The organism is Synechococcus sp. CC9902 (assembly GCF_000012505.1).
Classification (GTDB): Bacteria; Cyanobacteriota; Cyanobacteriia; order PCC-6307; family Cyanobiaceae; genus Parasynechococcus.
In genome coordinates, this window is the sequence record NC_007513.1 from 89656 (window position 1) to 107155 (window position 17500).

The 17500-nt window shown below is 34.6% G+C and carries 16 protein-coding genes; 9 read left to right on the forward strand and 7 right to left on the reverse strand.

Annotated features, from left to right (window positions below):
- The 7 genes from SYNCC9902_RS00440 to SYNCC9902_RS13000 are packed head-to-tail and all read left to right on the forward strand — an operon-like array spanning position 1 to position 7406.
- Positions 1-885 (forward strand): aldo/keto reductase, encoded by an 885-nt coding sequence (locus SYNCC9902_RS00440; RefSeq protein WP_011358933.1) that lies wholly within the window; start codon positions 1-3, stop codon positions 883-885.
- Complete coding sequence (locus SYNCC9902_RS00445) at positions 882-2930, forward strand: aminotransferase class III-fold pyridoxal phosphate-dependent enzyme (RefSeq protein WP_011358934.1); 2049 nt, start codon at positions 882-884, stop codon at positions 2928-2930. The genes SYNCC9902_RS00440 and SYNCC9902_RS00445 overlap by 4 nt, the downstream gene beginning before the upstream one ends.
- Positions 2931-3665 carry a glycosyltransferase family protein gene (locus SYNCC9902_RS00450; RefSeq protein ID WP_011358935.1) on the forward strand — a complete coding sequence of 245 codons (735 nt, stop codon included), beginning with the start codon at positions 2931-2933 and terminating at the stop codon, positions 3663-3665. It begins immediately after the preceding gene.
- Positions 3665-4543, forward strand: coding sequence for a hypothetical protein (locus SYNCC9902_RS12295; protein WP_011358936.1), 879 nt, complete (start codon positions 3665-3667; stop codon positions 4541-4543). The genes SYNCC9902_RS00450 and SYNCC9902_RS12295 overlap by 1 nt, the downstream gene beginning before the upstream one ends.
- 8 nt (positions 4544-4551) lie before the next feature.
- Entirely contained in the window at positions 4552-5532 is a 981-nt protein-coding gene (locus tag SYNCC9902_RS11870) for a Gfo/Idh/MocA family protein (RefSeq protein WP_011358937.1), read from the forward strand.
- Positions 5525-6808, forward strand: coding sequence for a DegT/DnrJ/EryC1/StrS family aminotransferase (locus tag SYNCC9902_RS11875; protein WP_011358938.1), 1284 nt, complete (start codon positions 5525-5527; stop codon positions 6806-6808). Before SYNCC9902_RS11870 ends, SYNCC9902_RS11875 begins: the two co-directional genes overlap by 8 nt.
- Positions 6809-6848: 40 nt before the next feature.
- Entirely contained in the window at positions 6849-7406 is a 558-nt protein-coding gene (locus tag SYNCC9902_RS13000; protein ID WP_011358939.1) for a GNAT family N-acetyltransferase, read from the forward strand.
- Here SYNCC9902_RS13000 and SYNCC9902_RS00460 read toward each other — a convergent pair.
- The 7 genes from SYNCC9902_RS00460 to SYNCC9902_RS00490 form a co-directional block, all read right to left on the reverse strand.
- Positions 7403-8950, reverse strand: a complete 1548-nt coding sequence (locus tag SYNCC9902_RS00460; protein ID WP_011358940.1) for a hypothetical protein — start codon at positions 8948-8950, stop codon at positions 7403-7405. The genes SYNCC9902_RS13000 and SYNCC9902_RS00460 overlap by 4 nt on opposite strands.
- Complete coding sequence (locus SYNCC9902_RS00465) at positions 8947-10002, reverse strand: glycosyltransferase family 61 protein (protein WP_011358941.1); 1056 nt, start codon at positions 10000-10002, stop codon at positions 8947-8949. The genes SYNCC9902_RS00460 and SYNCC9902_RS00465 overlap by 4 nt, the downstream gene beginning before the upstream one ends.
- On the reverse strand, positions 9995-11395 hold the full coding sequence (locus SYNCC9902_RS11885) for an HAD-IA family hydrolase (RefSeq protein ID WP_071818388.1): 1401 nt from the start codon (positions 11393-11395) through the stop codon (positions 9995-9997). Before SYNCC9902_RS11885 ends, SYNCC9902_RS00465 begins: the two co-directional genes overlap by 8 nt.
- On the reverse strand, positions 11376-12395 hold the full coding sequence (pseB, locus tag SYNCC9902_RS00475; RefSeq protein WP_011358943.1) for a UDP-N-acetylglucosamine 4,6-dehydratase (inverting): 1020 nt from the start codon (positions 12393-12395) through the stop codon (positions 11376-11378). The genes SYNCC9902_RS11885 and pseB overlap by 20 nt, the downstream gene beginning before the upstream one ends.
- Positions 12396-12452: 57 nt before the next feature.
- Complete coding sequence (locus tag SYNCC9902_RS00480) at positions 12453-13172, reverse strand: alpha-1,2-fucosyltransferase (protein ID WP_011358944.1); 720 nt, start codon at positions 13170-13172, stop codon at positions 12453-12455.
- Between the two features lie 45 nt (positions 13173-13217).
- Positions 13218-13706: a 6,7-dimethyl-8-ribityllumazine synthase gene (gene ribH / locus SYNCC9902_RS00485; RefSeq protein WP_011358945.1), complete on the reverse strand. Its 489-nt coding sequence runs from the start codon at positions 13704-13706 to the stop codon at positions 13218-13220.
- Between the two features lie 200 nt (positions 13707-13906).
- Positions 13907-15127: a tetratricopeptide repeat protein gene (locus tag SYNCC9902_RS00490; RefSeq protein ID WP_011358946.1), complete on the reverse strand. Its 1221-nt coding sequence runs from the start codon at positions 15125-15127 to the stop codon at positions 13907-13909.
- Between the two features lie 241 nt (positions 15128-15368).
- Between SYNCC9902_RS00490 and SYNCC9902_RS12235 the strand changes: the two genes are divergently transcribed.
- Positions 15369-16577, forward strand: a complete 1209-nt coding sequence (locus SYNCC9902_RS12235) for a glycosyltransferase family 4 protein (protein WP_011358947.1) — start codon at positions 15369-15371, stop codon at positions 16575-16577.
- 7 nt (positions 16578-16584) lie between these two features.
- Positions 16585-17442 (forward strand): hypothetical protein, encoded by an 858-nt coding sequence (locus SYNCC9902_RS11895; protein ID WP_011358948.1) that lies wholly within the window; start codon positions 16585-16587, stop codon positions 17440-17442.
- Positions 17443-17500 lie beyond the last annotated feature (58 nt).

A 17500-nucleotide genomic window follows, 5' to 3' on the forward strand; every position in this document is an offset into this window, starting at 1 on the left:
ATGAAATTATCTATCGGAACAGCTCAATTTGGAATGGATTACGGGATAACTAGTACTATCGGCCCTGTAAACATTAAAGAAATAAAAGAAGTTTTCTCGTTTGCACTAGAACATAAAATTATATCTTTGGATACTGCTTATTCATATGGAGATTCTGAGTACAAGATTGGTCAATGCATCGGTAAAGATAAGAGGATTAGGATAACCACAAAGCTCCCTTCTTTGCCAGCTATCGATCCAGTTCACTCAGCAACCATATATTTTCAAGAAAGTTTGGATAGGCTTGCAACCTCATCAGTCGATACATTATTGGTCCATAATCCGTCAAATCTTAAGGGCAAACACCCATCATCAATTCTAGATTGGATGAAAAACCTCAGATCAAATGGTATTATAAATAATATTGGTATATCAATCTATGATCACTCTGACTTGTCAGGCATTAATTTAGATGATATTGATATTATTCAACTGCCATTATCTCTTTACGATCAAAGGAATTACAAGGATATGCTTATTAGCAATCTTAAAAGCGAAGGCAAATATATTGTGACTCGAAGTTCTTTTCTGCAAGGCCTAATTCTTACTGAAGCAGAGAAATGGCCCACATTTCTTAGCCGAAGCTTTATCACACATCACCATAATTTTTTAAATTTAATTCAAAAAATGACAATTCAAAATCCTCTTTTCTATGCTTTAGACTTCATTTCTCGCATCAATGAAGTCGATCAAATTGTTGTGGGAATTCATTCATTAGACCATCTAAGAGAAATTTATAATTATTATTCAATGATCGAAAAATCTTGTGCTAGCAGGATAGATTATTCAACATTAGCATGGGATAATATGTATGATATAGACCCAAGATTCTGGAGATCAACATGAGCTCTGCATCTTATAAATTAACCGTATGTGCAATTGTACAGGCTCGCAGCAAATCAACTCGATTCCCAAATAAAGTCCTAAAAAATATCGGAAATGGAAACAATGTTATTGAATTTCTTGTACACAGATTAAAACTTGCCCAGTTAGTTGATGAAATAATCATCGCCATTCCAGATTCTGAAGAAGAAACTTTCTTGACTCAAATTCAATCAATAATGGGCATAAGTATTGTACTTGGTAGTGAGGATGATGTACTTGAGCGTTATTATCAATGCTTAGATGCAACAAATGCGGATATAATAGTACGTATAACTGCCGATTGCCCTTTAATCGATCCTGAAATACTTGACAACTGTATCAATCAACATATAACTACTCACTCTGAATTTACTTGTAATACGCATCCTCCCACCTATCCTGATGGTATGGACGTTGAGGTTTTTAATAGATCTTTACTCTCAGATGCATATAAAAATGCAGAAGGAAGGCATGAGAGAGAACATGTGACGCCTTGGATGAAAGCCAACGCTAAGATTTTAAATGTTACGCATTCTACTGACCTTAGCGATTTCAGGTTGACTATAGACGAGAAAGAAGATCTTTTACTTATTAATAAGCTTCTTGAGCATCTTCAATATAATATTCATGCAGATTTGATCTCTATTATTGATATTTTTGATAAATATCCCGAATTAAAATCTATTAATAGCATGCATAGTCGTAATGAAGGTAGCATATTGCCTAAGAGTTTGAAATTATGGAGACGCGCATTAAAGGTTATTGGTAAAGGTAACTCATTATTATCTAAAAATCCTGATATGTTTTTGCCGCAAGGATGGCCAACTTATTTTAGCAAGACTGAGGGTAAGTATGTATGGGGTATCGATAATCATAAGTATAAAGACATGGCATTAATGGGTGTTGGCACAAATCTGCTGGGATATTCTGATCCTTACGTTGATGAATCGGTATACGAAATAATTTCAGAGGGTAATATGTCCTCTTTAAATTGCCCCGAAGAGGTTTATTTAGCAGAAAAAATGGTTAATCTACATTCGTGGAGTGATAAAGTAAAATTTGCTCGTTCTGGTGCAGAGGCAAATGCAATAGCTGTTCGATTAGCGAGAGCGTGTACTGGAAAGGAAAAAATACTGTTTTGTGGTTATCATGGATGGCACGATTGGTACCTTGCGACAAATCTTACCTCTACAGATAATCTTGCCGGACATTTATTGCCTGGCCTAAATCCAACTGGCGTTCCTAAATCATTATTAGGATCCATTGATTCATTTCAATATAACGATATCGAAGAATTTAGAAAACTAGTCTCCCTTAATTCATACGCAGCTGTTATAATGGAAGTTGAGCGTAATTTCAAGCCTACTAATAATTTTCTTGAGACTATTGCATTCGAGTGTAAAAAGTTTGGAATAATTCTAATATTTGATGAATGCTCTTCTGGTTTTCGTGAAACATTTGGTGGTCTTCATAAAAAGTATCAAGTAGAGCCAGATATGGCTATGTTTGGCAAAGCATTAGGCAATGGTTATGCGATCACGTGCGTTATTGGAAGAGATTATGTTATGGAGTACTGTCAGGAAAGTTTCATAAGTAGTACCTTTTGGACAGAACGCATAGGTTTTACTGCTGCTTTGGCTTGTCTGGAACGAATGGAAATGCTTCGTAGTTGGGAAGTTGTTACTCAACTTGGTGAATATTTTAGGAGCAGACTTAACGATATTTCTACAAATAGTAATCTTCATATAACTAGTTCAGGGATTTCCGCACTCTCAAGTTATTCAATCATTTCTGATGATTGGTTGAAGTATAAAACATATATTACACAAGAATTTCTAAAGCAAGATATCCTCGCAACAAATTCCATCTATTTTTGTACTAAACATTCTATGTCAGATATTGATCAGTATATCGAAATTCTTGATAATTTATTTTCAGTAATTTCCGAGTGTGAATATGATCAAAGAGATATTTCATGTCTATTGGAGTTCCCTATTTGTTCAGCAGGTTTTCAGCGTACTAATTAAATGAAAATCGGCGCCATTATTGAGGCTAGAATGGCTTCCACAAGATTACCTGGCAAAGTTCTTATTCCAATCGAAAAGAAACTTGTCATTGAGCACCTATTTGATAGATTGCGCCATGTATCTCTTTTGGATGATATTATTGTCGCAACAACTACAAATAAACTTGACGATCAGATTGAAGATGTTTGTAGATGCAATGATGTCAACTTCTATCGCGGCAGTGAAGAAGATGTTATGTCCCGTGTATACGAAGCGTCAAAACATTTTCATGTCGATATAATCGTTTCTATAACTGCTGATTGTCCGTTGCTAGATCCTGAGATTGTATCTCAATGCATAAGCTTATTTGTGAATAATATTTGTGATTATGCAAGTAATACTGATGTTAGGTCTTTTCCTGATGGAATGGATGTGCAAGTATATTATCGTACAACTTTAGAGAACTCCCTTCGTCTTACAGACGATATACTTGATCATGAACATGTAACACTACATATTCGTAAACATCCTGAGTTATTTTCTATAATTCACTTCGTTGCTCCGCCTTCTTTGACATGGCCAGAATTAGCTGTTACTTTAGACGAAATACCCGATTTACAACTTATTGAAATATTGATAAAAAGACTTGGGACTTGTAATTCAATATTTGGATGCAGAGAAATTATTGAGCTGATTAGGAGTGATATGCAGCTCTATGAACTTAATTCAGATGTTAAGAGAAAGGGTGATACATAATGCGGACCGTTGGTATAGTTTGTCACGATGCTGGGGGAGCAAATGTTATTAATTCTTGGCTAATACGTCAATTAAACGCTATTTATCCGGTTTTTTTCCTTAGTGGACCAGCTAAAGATATTTTTTTTACAGATTCTTATCCTTCTGTGGATACAATTGAAGAACTTATTGCATCTACCGACTTTATTTTGACAGGAACCGGTTGGCAAACAAAATTCGAAATCGAGGCAATATCAAGATGTATTCAATGTGATCATTATGTTATATCTTTTTTAGATCATTGGATCGATTATCAATCAAGATTTATGATTAACGGTAGGATGGTTCTTCCTGATGAACTTTGGGTTGTTGATGATTATGCTTTTAAGCTTTGTCAACTCAATTTTAGTCATGATGTAAAGATCAAACAGATCGAGAATTACTATCTTCTTGATTGCACAAAAAATCTAATTATTGTTGATTCTTGTCCTGAACAAAAGAATGATATCGATCTTTTATTTTTACTTGAAAATCTTCAATCATACCTTTCTTCTAGGTCGATTAGTAATTCAATGTCTGAGATCGATGTGCTTCTCTGTTGGATATCACATTTAGAAAGCTCGGGCTATCATATTTCAAATATTCTTGTGCGTCCACACCCTTCTTCTCCATGCTTTTTATTATCTAAACAAGATAGCGATAAACTTGCCAATTATAGTGTTTCTGTCTCAAAAGCAACTTCATTAGTAAATGATATTAATAGCTGTGATTTCATTGGAGGTATAAATACAATCGCCTTGATTATAGCTGCTGAATCAAATAAGCCGGTTTATTCAATATTGCCTTCAGAATTAAATTCATTACTGCCGCGTGATAAGCTAAAAATGCTTTATTTGTAATACATTCAGTGTCCAGAAAAATCGGGATTGTTGTTATTGGATTGGGCTCCATAGGTATGTCTTACGACTACGATAATCATTCTAAACACATCATATTATCTCATTCTAAAGCAATATTCAACAGTTCCTCTTTTGAGCTACTGGGCGGTGTTGATCCATCTGAGCTCCTACGAAATAAATTTGAAGCTGCCTATGGTTCGCGTGCATTTGCTTGCACTGAGGATCTCTTGAATTCTATGCATCCGGATGTGGTGACGATTGCAACTCCATCAAATGTAAGAAGTGAAATTTTTAAAATAATTGTCAATATAAAATCTGTAAAGATAATCTTATGCGAAAAGCCAATATCCTTAAGTCTAGAAGAAGGGCAAGAAATTCTGGATATCTGCCATTCTCATAATATTCTATTGTTCATCAATTATATGAGGAGAGCTGATCCAGCTATATTTTCTATTAAGAATTTATTAGATTTTCACACAACAAAATTTGCTTTCGCAAATTGTTATTTCACGGGGGGACTTCTTAATAATGGCTCCCATCTCATTGATCTTAATTCCTACTTATTTGGACCAATAGAGAAAATCACTTCTATTCAACCTTCTTCCAGCATGCAAGGTAGTAGTCATTTTATATGTCAACATAAATCAGCAAGCATCTCTTATTGTGAACTCAAGCAAGAGCATTATTCTCACTTCACACTTGAAATACATTCTGATTTAGGCATGATTTATTATGGCTCCGAAGGTCATGATGTCAGTCATTATATCCCTATAGTCGACTCTTTGTATCCTAAATATTATGTACTTAGCCCTACAAAGACCGAAATTCCTAATCAAATGACATCTGTATTACTTCTTGTTTATGATGATATATATAAAAGTTTTTGTAACCGTTACTATGAATCCCCTCTCTGTACTGGTAAAGAGGCTTTTGCAACCCTCAAGGCTGTTAAAATAATTCAAAGTAAAATTTCTTCAATTCGTGAATAATTCTTCAGAACTTGCTATTAATGGCGGATCACCAATTATAACTCCCTCGCATAGTTTTTTGCCTTATAATACTATTGGGCATGAAGAGAAATGTGCAGTAAATGATGTCTTGAAAAGTGGAAATCTTTCAGGGTTTGTTGCATCGTCGGGCAAACAATTTTTCGGAGGTCCCCAGGTTCAACTTTTTGAGAACGATCTTCGAACCTTTTTTAATGTTAAACATGCAATTACAGTCAATTCTTGGACCTCTGGCCTAATTGTCATGCTCGGAGCTCTTGGTCTTGAGCCTGGTGACGAAGTTATCACTACACCTTGGACCATGTGTGCTACTGCTACAGCAATACTGCACTGGAATGCAATCCCTATATTTGCAGATATTAATTCTAAAACATTTTTGCTGGATCTAGATCTAGTAGAGTCTTTAATTAGTACTCGTACTAAGGCAATTTTAGCTGTTGATATATTCGGTCAATCTTGCGATATGGATAAATTGAAGTATTTACAGGATAAATATAATGTTTTTATTGTTTCTGACTCTGCACAAGCACCATATGCTCAGCAAAATCAAAGATTTGCTGGCACTCTTGGTGATTGTGGTGGTTTCAGTTTTAATTATCATAAGCATATCCATACCGGTGAAGGGGGTGCAATAGTAACTAATAATTCAGAGATTGCTCTTAGATGTCAGCTTATTCGCAACCATGCTGAAGCTGCTGTTGAATCGATGAATATACACAATCTCTCTAATATGATTGGCTACAATTTTAGACTTGGTGAGATGGAGTCTGCCATTGGCATTCAGCAACTTAAGAAATTACCTTCCCTTGTTAAAAATCGTCAATTAATAGCCTCACGATTAATAGATGGTCTTCGTAATTTAAAGGGTTTGATCCTACCAGAACTTCTTGATTCTAATACGCATGTCTTTTATATATTACCGCTCTCTCTTGAATTATCGATGTTGTCCTGTACTAGATCCGATTTGGTTGAGGCTTTGAGGTTTGAGGGTGTTCCAGGGCTGGAAGAAGGCTACTGTAATATTCATCTCTTACCTTTATTTCAGCAACGAATCGCTTATGGCTCTAAAGGATTTCCTTGGTCTTCACCTGATATCTGTTCCCATGTTCCAAATTATGAGAAAGGTTTATGTCCTGTTGCAGAATACCTTCATGATTCAAGCTTTTTCATGATTGAGCTTTGTCTCTATTCTTTTACAGATTATGATGTAGATTTAATTATAGAAGCTTTTCATAAGGTTTGGTCTAATTTGACATAACCGTATCGATTATCTGCTTCTCTAAGTTTTTATTTTAACTGTGGCCTTCATTCCATCCTCACTAAATCTAAAATTAACTTCGAACAGGGTATGTATAACCCCTTTTCGTTTATATAATATCAATCTAAAATATCTTTCTTGGCTGAATGATCCCAAGCTCATGTGTTATAGCAATCAGCAATTCACAACTCATAACATTTTTACTACACTTAAATATTTCTTTCGAATGCGCATGGAACGAAATCTCTTCTTGTCTATATATGACATAGATTCTACGACAATGATTGGTACTGCTACTATTTATTTTGATTTTAATCATCGTATTTCCGATATTGGTATTCTTATTGGTCATAGTAGATTCCTCGCTCGGGGTTACGGGACTGAAGCTTGGAATCTGCTAATCCAATATCTACTCTCTGATTCTTTCACTAGAAAGATTACTGCTGGTTGTGTTGAGTCTAATCTTGCTATGGTTCGAATTATTGAACAATCTGGCCTTTTGTTTGAGGCTAGACGTCATGATCATTTTTTAATATCGAACAAGCCAGCTTCTATCTGTTACTATGGTTTACTTACTCATCAGAGTCATCTCCACTAGTTATACCAATATAACTCTTTTCTAAGCATATACCTATAATTACTTGAAAGCTTTATTCGATTCAAGTATTTAACTCTAATGTGGTTGTTGAGCATAAAAGCATATTCAGCTGCAAGCTGTTGATGATTCTTACTTGGTGTTGTTTCAAAAATTTCCTTATTTCCTTTTCTAATTTGACTCGATAGCTCATGATTTTTTGTTAAACAAAAGTCTGGTATAAATGCTGAATAAAGCGATGGCGTCGTCGTAATTACTTTTTTTCCAATATGTATCGCTTCTATTAGTGCTAGGCTAAATCCTGAAACCACTATTTTACTATCCCTTATTAGGTTATACGTATTAGTTGTTGATGCTGGCTCATATATTTTTATGGAAGGAATCAGTTCGGTAAGTTTCGAACATAACTTTTGAATATATTCTTCATCTCGATTGCTACTGTTAGGATGTAGTCTAACTGCATAGCTTGCGTTAGGAAATTTTTCTGCAATTTCCATATATGCATCTAATTGTGTTCCAAGTGGACCTTTTGAGATCTTATCAAAACCTGCATACTCAAATTCCGACGTTGGCAATATCAGGAAGTCATACTTTTCATTCACTTTAGCTTTTGTATTATCTGATTTTTCAAATCTGCCACTAAACTGCGGATAGCTTCCTACCTGTTTTAAGGAATACACTCTATTATCTAGCCATTTACTAGCCCATTCTCTCGCAAATTTTTTCTTATCATCTGTAAAGCTGTTAAATTCATCTCTATATATTGCACTTCTTTCATCCAAATCCTGAATCATCGTATTCACCGCAAATGAATAACTTTGACTCTCTAAACCCCATTCCTCAGAGCATTCATATGTGTATACTTTCGAATTATTTTGAAGAAGTATATTCATTGGTATGTGAACGTTATGCATCCTTCCATTGAAGATAAATCCGGATGAAATATTTTCGATTTTGATTAGTTCTTTGTACTTCAGAAGTAGATTTATTGCGTCTTTCAGTATTATTGCTAGCTCTCTTTTATGTTTCGCTGGTGAGAACACATCGTAGTACGTTGTTATTATTGATGATTTTGATGCAGCAATACAGTATTCTACTTCATTTGAATTTATTTCACCAAAGTTATTCTTCTTGTGATTATTTCTATTCCACTTTTCATTTACTATTAATTCAACTAACTTATCGATCCACACATGACTCTGCATAATTTTGCTGGTGACATTTGCTATGACTATATTTACTTTTATTTCCTTAAGAAGATAATATAATGCAATCTGATTTTTATTACAAATTTTGCATGGATCTATAAATTTTGATATGTTTGCACTAGCCACTTCCTTTGAATGATGTAGACCTTTTCCTGTCAAAGGACGCTCTCCATATATATTTTCATAAAGACGATTGTATACAAAGCAGTATTCTAACTGGCCGCTACAAATCGCGTATACAAATCTATCATTAGCAATATCTGTATTTTCGATTATCAGCTCCGCACATCCTTTGTTTATATGCTCATATTGTGAACCAATTATTAGATGTGTTTTCATAGTAGATTCTCCAATTTTTTCAAATCAATTCTATTATTTACGTCGGATTCAATTATTTTGTAATCCAATGAACAATGTTTCGCTAAAGCAAATTCATGCAGTGGACAATATTCTTTTGTAAAAAGCTCAATCACTGAACCACTTTTCATATAAAGCATATTTACAAATGCTGAACCGTGTACTCCTACGACTTTTGTGCTTTTTCTAAATACCTCTATTTGTTCGAGTAGACTCATTTCTCCAGGATCAATTACACTATATCCTTTATCAATACATAGTAATTTTACTTCTTCGATATTATCAATTGTACGATTATTCTTTGCATTTCCTCGTTTAATGAATAACTTTTCTCCGACTTTTCCATTTTGTACTTTTTCTATATTGGACAACCCTGATAATCCCAATTGTTGATCTAACGCTGACTTAACAAGTTTTATTACTTCCTTTGAATTACTTATCGGCGATGGCAGAGAGATATTTAGTAATTTTTTGAATTTAACCTTTCTATTGCTAAATATAACCTGAGATCTTTTGATTCCGATTAAATCTAGACCGTCCCACTGAAAATTTTTCAATTCCGTATAACCTATCACATATAATCTTAGTTTGCTTATTTTTACTATTCCTAATTTTTTTGCAATTATTAGCTTTGTTAGACAATCAAAAGTCCAGTGCCAGTAATTAAAATGATCCACATGATTCATTAAAATTATATTATGACAATCATCATCAATCTCCATGATTTCCTTATTTGTAATTTCACGAATACACTTCTTATGCTTATTAATCTTTTGATTTTTAATTCTGATTCCTCTATTAGGGTATGAGAATCTATTTAATGAACCATCTTTGTTGAAGTAGCCATGCGTATCTTTATCAACAATAACTTCATGTATATAGCAACTATATAGTGATGTTGGTTCATATATTAACTCATCTGGTTTGCTTTGGATTATGTTTTTATCTAGGATATATCTTTCCAAGTAAAATTTAAAATCTCTTGCCCTACCATTTATATGTATTTGTAGATCCGAAAAATTTCTGTTACTCATCGATCAAGAGGGTGTCAAGGTCTTTAATGGACTCTAACCATATTGACTTTTCCCTAATATTGTCTCTCCCATATCCCCATTCTGCATGTATAAATGCAGTATGTGCTCTCTTAGCGCATTCATGATCGTAATCTGTGTCACCTATATAGATTGTCTGCGATGGGTCTACTTTTAAGTTAGTACAACACTCTAATAGAAAGTCTGGTGCTGGTTTTGGTCTAAGTTTATTTTCTTTTTCTGTTGCAGAAATATAGTCAAAATACTGAATCAAGTTATTCCTTCTAAGTACCTCAATAGTACGTTTTCGTGATTTGGATGTACATATACTTAATCCGAAGCCTGCATTTTTTAATCTTTTTAATACCTCTCTTGTGTTATTATAGACTTTAATTTTATATGAATTATTTAGAGATACCTCATTATAAAGTTTATAGATATCATCATGCAAATTTTTTTTAATTTCAATTTTTTTCAAAATTTCAAAAAATTCGATTCCTAAATGTGTGAAATATTCTTCGAATGTTTGTTCCAATTCAAATATTCTCATACACTCCTCCCATGCTATCTTCATCACAATCTTTGAATCTATCAAAACACCATCTAAATCAAAGCATATATGACTAATGCTTTCTTTCAAATTTGATTCTGGACTTATTCTTTTGATTAGATCAACAAAGTATTTCGAAGTCAGCTCATTTTCTGTTATATTATTATCATATTGCAACTTTGTCGCTAGCTCAAAGTCTTCAGGATTGTCAATATCTACTGCTTCTGATATGGGTATCTCTACTTTGAATGCAGGTTCAGTAGTCCTTGTATTACTTTCCAAAAAATCTCTTTTCCTAAAAACATAAAATCCTGATGTTTCATACAATACTGGTGATATTTTTTGAGTTTGTTCAAGCTTAGAAGGTGTAAAATTGACTGGTTTTCCATCACACCACGAATACTTTTGTATTTTATGTACACTATATGCCGATCTATATTCCCCTGAGATTACTGCTTGTAATCCTCTTTCTATTGATTCTGAATGTATCAATGGCGATGTAGCATGTGTAATTATCACAATATCCGTATCTATTGATTCTATTGCGTATCTAAATAGTTCAGTTGCCTCTATATTATCCCCATCTAGGTACGAAGGTCTCTGAAGGTACTTGACTGATTTTGGTAAAAAATTTAGTGGGAGACTTGAACTTGCATAACAATAAATGTTATGAATTCCTTCGACTTGTGTTAATGTTTGAAATATATATGAGCATAGTGGCCTTCCATTAAGATTCAGGAAATTTTTGTTCGGAAGTCTTCTCGAATTAAACTTAATCGGGACAATCGCTGAGATTTTCTTGTACATTATTTCTTTGTCAGTATTTTTATATTGGTGTGAAATCATGATCAATATTACTTCTGATTAGGGCTCTTATTTCACTTATATTGAGATATTGTTTATTATCTAATGAATTGTATGTAAATCCTTCTTTTACTCTTTCATAAGGCCTATCTTCTTTTTTATATTTTTCAATTACTCCACCTCCAGCAGGCGTAATTGCATAATATTTACCTAAGTCAAGTGTCGTTGTGCTGTCTGATGTTGTTATCATTTCTTCGTGAATTTTCTCTCCTGGACGTATTCCTATTACTTCGTGGTTCAACGAAGGTGCAATAGCTTCAGCAACATCAACAATACGATAACTTGGTATCTTAGGCACAAATATTTCCCCACCCATGCTTTGCTTTATTGCCCAATGTACCATCTCTACGCCTTCCTTTAGCACTATGTTGAACCTGGTCATCCTGGTGTCAGTTATGTTTAGTTTTCCTGAATTTTTGGCTTCTTTTAAAAAATATGGTATCACCGAACCTCTTGACCCCATTACGTTCCCATATCTTACTACTGAGAATTTTGTATTTTTTCCGCCTCTGACATTGTTTGCTGCGATGAATAACTTGTCTGAGCACAGTTTTGTGGCTCCATATAAGTTAATTGGTGCAGCAGCCTTGTCAGTGCTTAGGGCTACAATGTTTGATACTTCAGTATCTAGACATGCTTGAATTAAGTTGTTTGCACCAATTATGTTAGTTTTCACAAATTCGAAAGGATTATATTCTGCTGCTGGCACTTGCTTTAATGCTGCTGCATGAACTACAGTATCTATCCCTTCTAGTGCTCTTCGTAATCTGTTTTCGTCTCTGACATCTCCCAAAAAAAATCTAATTTGTGGATATTGTTTCTCTGGATAGATTTGCTGTAGTTCCCATTGTTTCAGTTCATCTCTACTATAAATGACTAATCTTTCTACATCTTGATATTTTGTTATTGTTTCTTTAATAAAAGCTTTCCCAAAACTTCCGGTTCCGCCAGTTAAAAGGATTTTTTTCATACCTATGTTCATCTAGTCTTATTCTACATTATTAGTTCTCTTAGGCATGCTTACGGCAATGCCCACCGCTTATTTTATTCTTCTCCAATGGTCTAGCTTGCTATGCCAGAAATCAGGGTATAGCACCAATCCCCTCGATAATATTCCAGTGCAGTATGAAAATGAACTTCTTGACAGCACTAATATATTAGACTCGACTAATGTATGAAATGATTTAAGTACATCCTCATTTAGCAAATAGTCTATATTATTATACCCTTGAAATTGCTTGAAATCCTCTTTGTTCCCTTCACTTACAATGCAAATATTTAATTTTTCACATCCTTTGCTTATATTGTCCAAAATTTTCTTGTAAAACTCGTTTGGTACATATCTAAACTTTTCTTCTGTCATGTTTTCATTCACATCTCCTCGTCGAATATGAATTGCAACATCATAATTTTTAACACCTGGTTTTTCTGTGCTGTAATACATTTTTCTTATCTCTTTTATTACTGCTTCAGTATAGTATATTGATGGCCTTTTTGACCACTGTACTTCTTTTATCATATTGTATGAGCTTAATTCAATGTTATTCGCCTCTTTGTGCCATTCGTCGGATTTTAGTCCAGTAAAAGCATTCATTTTATTTGGACATAATCCGTGTTGTATTTTCGAGAATGGTGTATGAATGTATTTTATTCCAATATTTCTTGCATATGAAAATCCACTTAAACACGATTGATACTGTGCACCAAATCCATCCTCCTTTCCAGCGATTGTTAACCCTTTTAATTGCGTTTCTTTCATTCTTTTTTTTAATAACTTAGCATATTTAAGAAGCCTATACTTCTTTTATACCTTGCTTATTTTCATGGCATTCACTAACGAACCCATTTCTAATGCTTGTAGAGCATAACCCCATCCAAGATTATTTTTAATTCCAGCCCTTTCCAATGCTTGCTGCATTGTATCTGTTGTCAGCACACCAAATATAATTGGGATTGATGTGTCCCTTGTAACCGACGCAATCCCCTTACTGGCTTCTGAGATTACTACATCAAAATGTGGCGTGTCTCCTCTGATCACTGCTCCTAGTGTAATAATTACATCGTATTTTTTCGTACGTGCCATCAGTTGAGTAATCAACGGCAGTTCATATGCTCCTGGTACCCAAGCTATATCCACTTTATTTTCATTCGTTTCTACATTCACACCATGTCTCTTCAGACAGTCAATACAGCCACTTAGCAGTTTATTTGTTATTAAATCATTAAACCGTGATACTACAATACCTATATTCAGGTCTTTACTATTTTCAAAATTTCCTTCGAAGACAGTCATGATGTTTCGAGCCAGCAACTTTATATATTGTACACCTTTTGATGCTAGGGTCACCCGTAGTGATTGTTGCTTGTTTTATATTCGTTCTTATTATGCTTTTTAAATACTACTTGTTAGCGTCTTCTCGCCTTTGCTTTCTTACTGCCATTATCTTTATTGTTATCATTTGTTTAGGGCAATTATGTCTTCTCTATCTGTATTCATGAATGGTTGTCTACTAATCTTTTCAAGTCTTCTTTCATTGTTTGTATAACATCTTCCCAATTTCCCCTTCTGTTTTGCCTATATAACTTCATATCCTCATACCACTCTGTTTTTTCATTTTCCAATCCCCAACGCCATTCAGGAACATAGTTCAATGCTAACCACACTTTTGTACCTATCGCTCCTGCTAGATGTACTACGCTGCTGTCCGCACTTATTAATAGGTCACAGTTTTTTAGTACAGCTCCCGTATCCATGAAGTTGTATGTTTGATCAAATTCCTTTTGTCCTTCGACCATTTTCAGCTTATTATTTTGCTCCAATTGTTCACTACCATAACCCTTCTGTATTGATATATATTCTACATTATCGATCTCTGCAAGATTGTTGAGTAGCTTGAATTTCATTGATCTTTCTTTTGTATATAATTTTTTTTCGAAGTTCGGATTTCCCTGCCAATGTATTGCTACTAATTTGTGCCCCGTTTTTCTTTTTAGAATTTTTTTCCATTTTTCTACGTCTTTCCCATTTATATTTATATATCTTTTCCTTTTTAATTTTCTTTTTTCCTCAATAGCCAACATATGTGGCAGACTCATGAGCGGACACCATCTCATATTTTTACTACTCGACGCTATTGATGATGTTACTTCTCCGATGCTATTAGATTCTCGAAGTAAATGCTTCAATTCTTCTTGGCAAAATAACGTTGTCGAATATCCTTTGTCTTTTAGATCTTGTACAAACCTACAGAATTGAAGTGTATCTCCGTAACCTTGTTCTGCCACTATTATTAATTTTTCACATATTCTAGTATCCTTTTCGCCTCTCCATCGTTCTCCATATAGCTTATTATATTGTTGGGACATTTTTTGAGATCTCCTTAATCTCTCCTCATAAATTTCAAATCCTTCTTTCCATTCTCCAGCCAGCAGCAAATCTTGTCCGAGATTATTTATTGCATCATCAAACGGTTCTTTGCTTAACTCTATAGCTTTTCTGTACGCTTTTATAGCACTTCTGATTTTTCTTTGCTGATGTAGTGCTATCCCTAAATTAAACCATGCTATTTTTTCTTCTGGAATATATTTAATGGCCTCTTTGATTATTGTCTCTGCTACATCTGGGTTTTTCTCTATTTCTTCTGACCCTTTATTTAATAAATTTCTTTTTTGACTATCTTTTATCATTTGCCTAATTGTGATCCCTGCTATCATCGCATTCGATCTAGCTTTAATTCTGCAATTTAGTTTTTATTTAATTATCTGTTTTTTGTTTATTAATTTTTCCGCTGTTGTGTTGGTTTTTATTTTTACTTCTATTTGGCTTAATTTCTCTTTTTTTATCCATTTTTTTTGAATGGTATTCTGTTGTGGTTTTCGTATTATTCTTGGTCGTTCATGACCTATAATTTCCGCTTCTTCCTTTTTTTCGTAATTTCCTCTTTAATTCCGTGTTATGTCTCTAAAGATTCTTGTTATTACTAATCTTTATCCTCCACAGGAATTAGGTGGTTATGGTCGTTGTATTTCTGATTTTGTTTCTGGCCTTTTAAAGCTTGGTCATTTTGTCCAGATCCTCTCAGCTGATGCGCCTTATCTCCATAATCATACTTGTTCCACTTTTGGACTTCATGGTGAGCCCATTTCCCGTATTTTAGAATTAAAGGGTAGTTATAAATCTGGTGTTTCTTTAATTAAGAATAGATCTACTTGTTCACATATTGACTTCTTTAATATAGATTCTCTCCGTAATCATTTAAATTGTGGATGGGATGCTGTTCTTTTGGGCAATATTGATTTAATTGGTACAGAGATTCTGCCTTTTTTATTAAAATATCAAATTCCAATTTTGCATCATATAGGTTTTATTGATCCACCTTATCCTGTTACAGAGTTTCCCTTTTCCCCCTTCTATCAAATTCTTCCTGCAAGTTGCGCTGTTCGAAAAAGTTTGGTCTCAGCTGGATTTCCTGTCTCTTCAGCCCCCGTAATATATCCTGGTGCTAGATGTGACCTTTTTAGACCTGCCTACGGAAACGTTTCACCTTCTCTACTGTCAGCAATTTCAACTCACAACAGTGGTTTTAGTCTTGGCTCCTTTGAAAACCCCCTTAAGGTGGGTTTTGCAGGTCTCCTTATGGGGTCTAAGGGTGTTCATACAATAGTTCTTGCACTTCTTCTGCTTTTTAAAAACGGTATATATTTCAATGTTTCTTTCGCAGGCTCTGAATATCAAGATTCCTATCGGTCTAGACTCGAAAATCTATTTGTTAATGCAGGTCTTTCTGATTCGTATTCTTTTGTTGGTCAATTAGATCGTCATCAGCTGTCCACCTTTTGGAGTCATCATCATGTTGGTATTTTCCCTTCTATTTATCCTGAGGCCTTTGGCATCTCTGCAGTCGAAATTATGGCAAGTGGGGTTGTACTTGTATCTTCCTGCGTTGGTGGTTCTGCTGAATTGTTTCAGCCAGGTTTGAATGGTCTACCGTTTACGCCTGATGATCCCGTTTCTTTAGCCAATGCCTTAATGGGACTAGTTCGTAATCCATCATTTATGTTTTCCTTGGCCTCTTCTGGTTCTGATCGAGCTTTTAGTAGTTTTTCAGTGGACTCGTCCTCTGCACGTATTGCTTCTCTGATCTACAATTTTAACATCAACTAGTATTTTTATGAATATCCTTATCGCTATTGTTCATTATTGGAATCCTGATGGAGGCGGTAGGCATCAATCTTTGCGTTCGGATCCTCAACCTCGCATTGATGCACTTCAACATCAATTAATGAATATTCTTCGAATTGGATCTAATCAGTCTGTTTTACATCTAGCGGACCGAGCAGTTTACCGTGCTAATGATTCATACCGAAATAACGTAGATATCAAAATTATTACTGATGGTACACATCATGTGCTGGATTATCTCGATCCTAGTTTTATGCATGCTTTTGAGGAAATACCAACTACACCATCTAACCCAAAGTTTTTAGGATTTGAAGTTCACAAAGTTCTTGCCGACCATCTTAACTCAAATTATGATTTATATTGTTATCTAGAGGATGACTTATTGATTCACGATCCAACCTTTTTTTCTAAGATTGCGTGGTTTAGTGGTTTCATGGGTTATCACTCCATTCTTTTGCCTCAAAGATTTGAATTCTCACCGTTGCCCCACGCTGTTGATCGTTTTTATATAGATGGTCCTTTGCCAGAAGATGAACTTCGAAAACTAGTCTCCTCCTCTCCGGTTCGTCTTGTCCAGTCTCTAGGCTTTAATATTCCCTTTGCTCCACCAGATAATCCTCATGCCGGATGCTTTTTTCTTTCACACCAGCAGTTGTCCTATTGGGTATCTCAAGACTATTGGTTAGATCATGATGTCAGTTTTATATCGCCCCTTGAAAGTGCTGCAACACTAGGCATAGCAAAGTGTTTTAGTATTTTTAAACCCTGTTTTTCTCATGCCTCCTGGCTCGAAATTCAACATCATGGAACCGTTTTTCATGAGTTAATCGGTGATAGTTTTGCCTAATTCCTCTCTTCAGCTTCTTTGGGGTTGTAACCCAGCTCTACAGTTCGAGAAAGCTTGG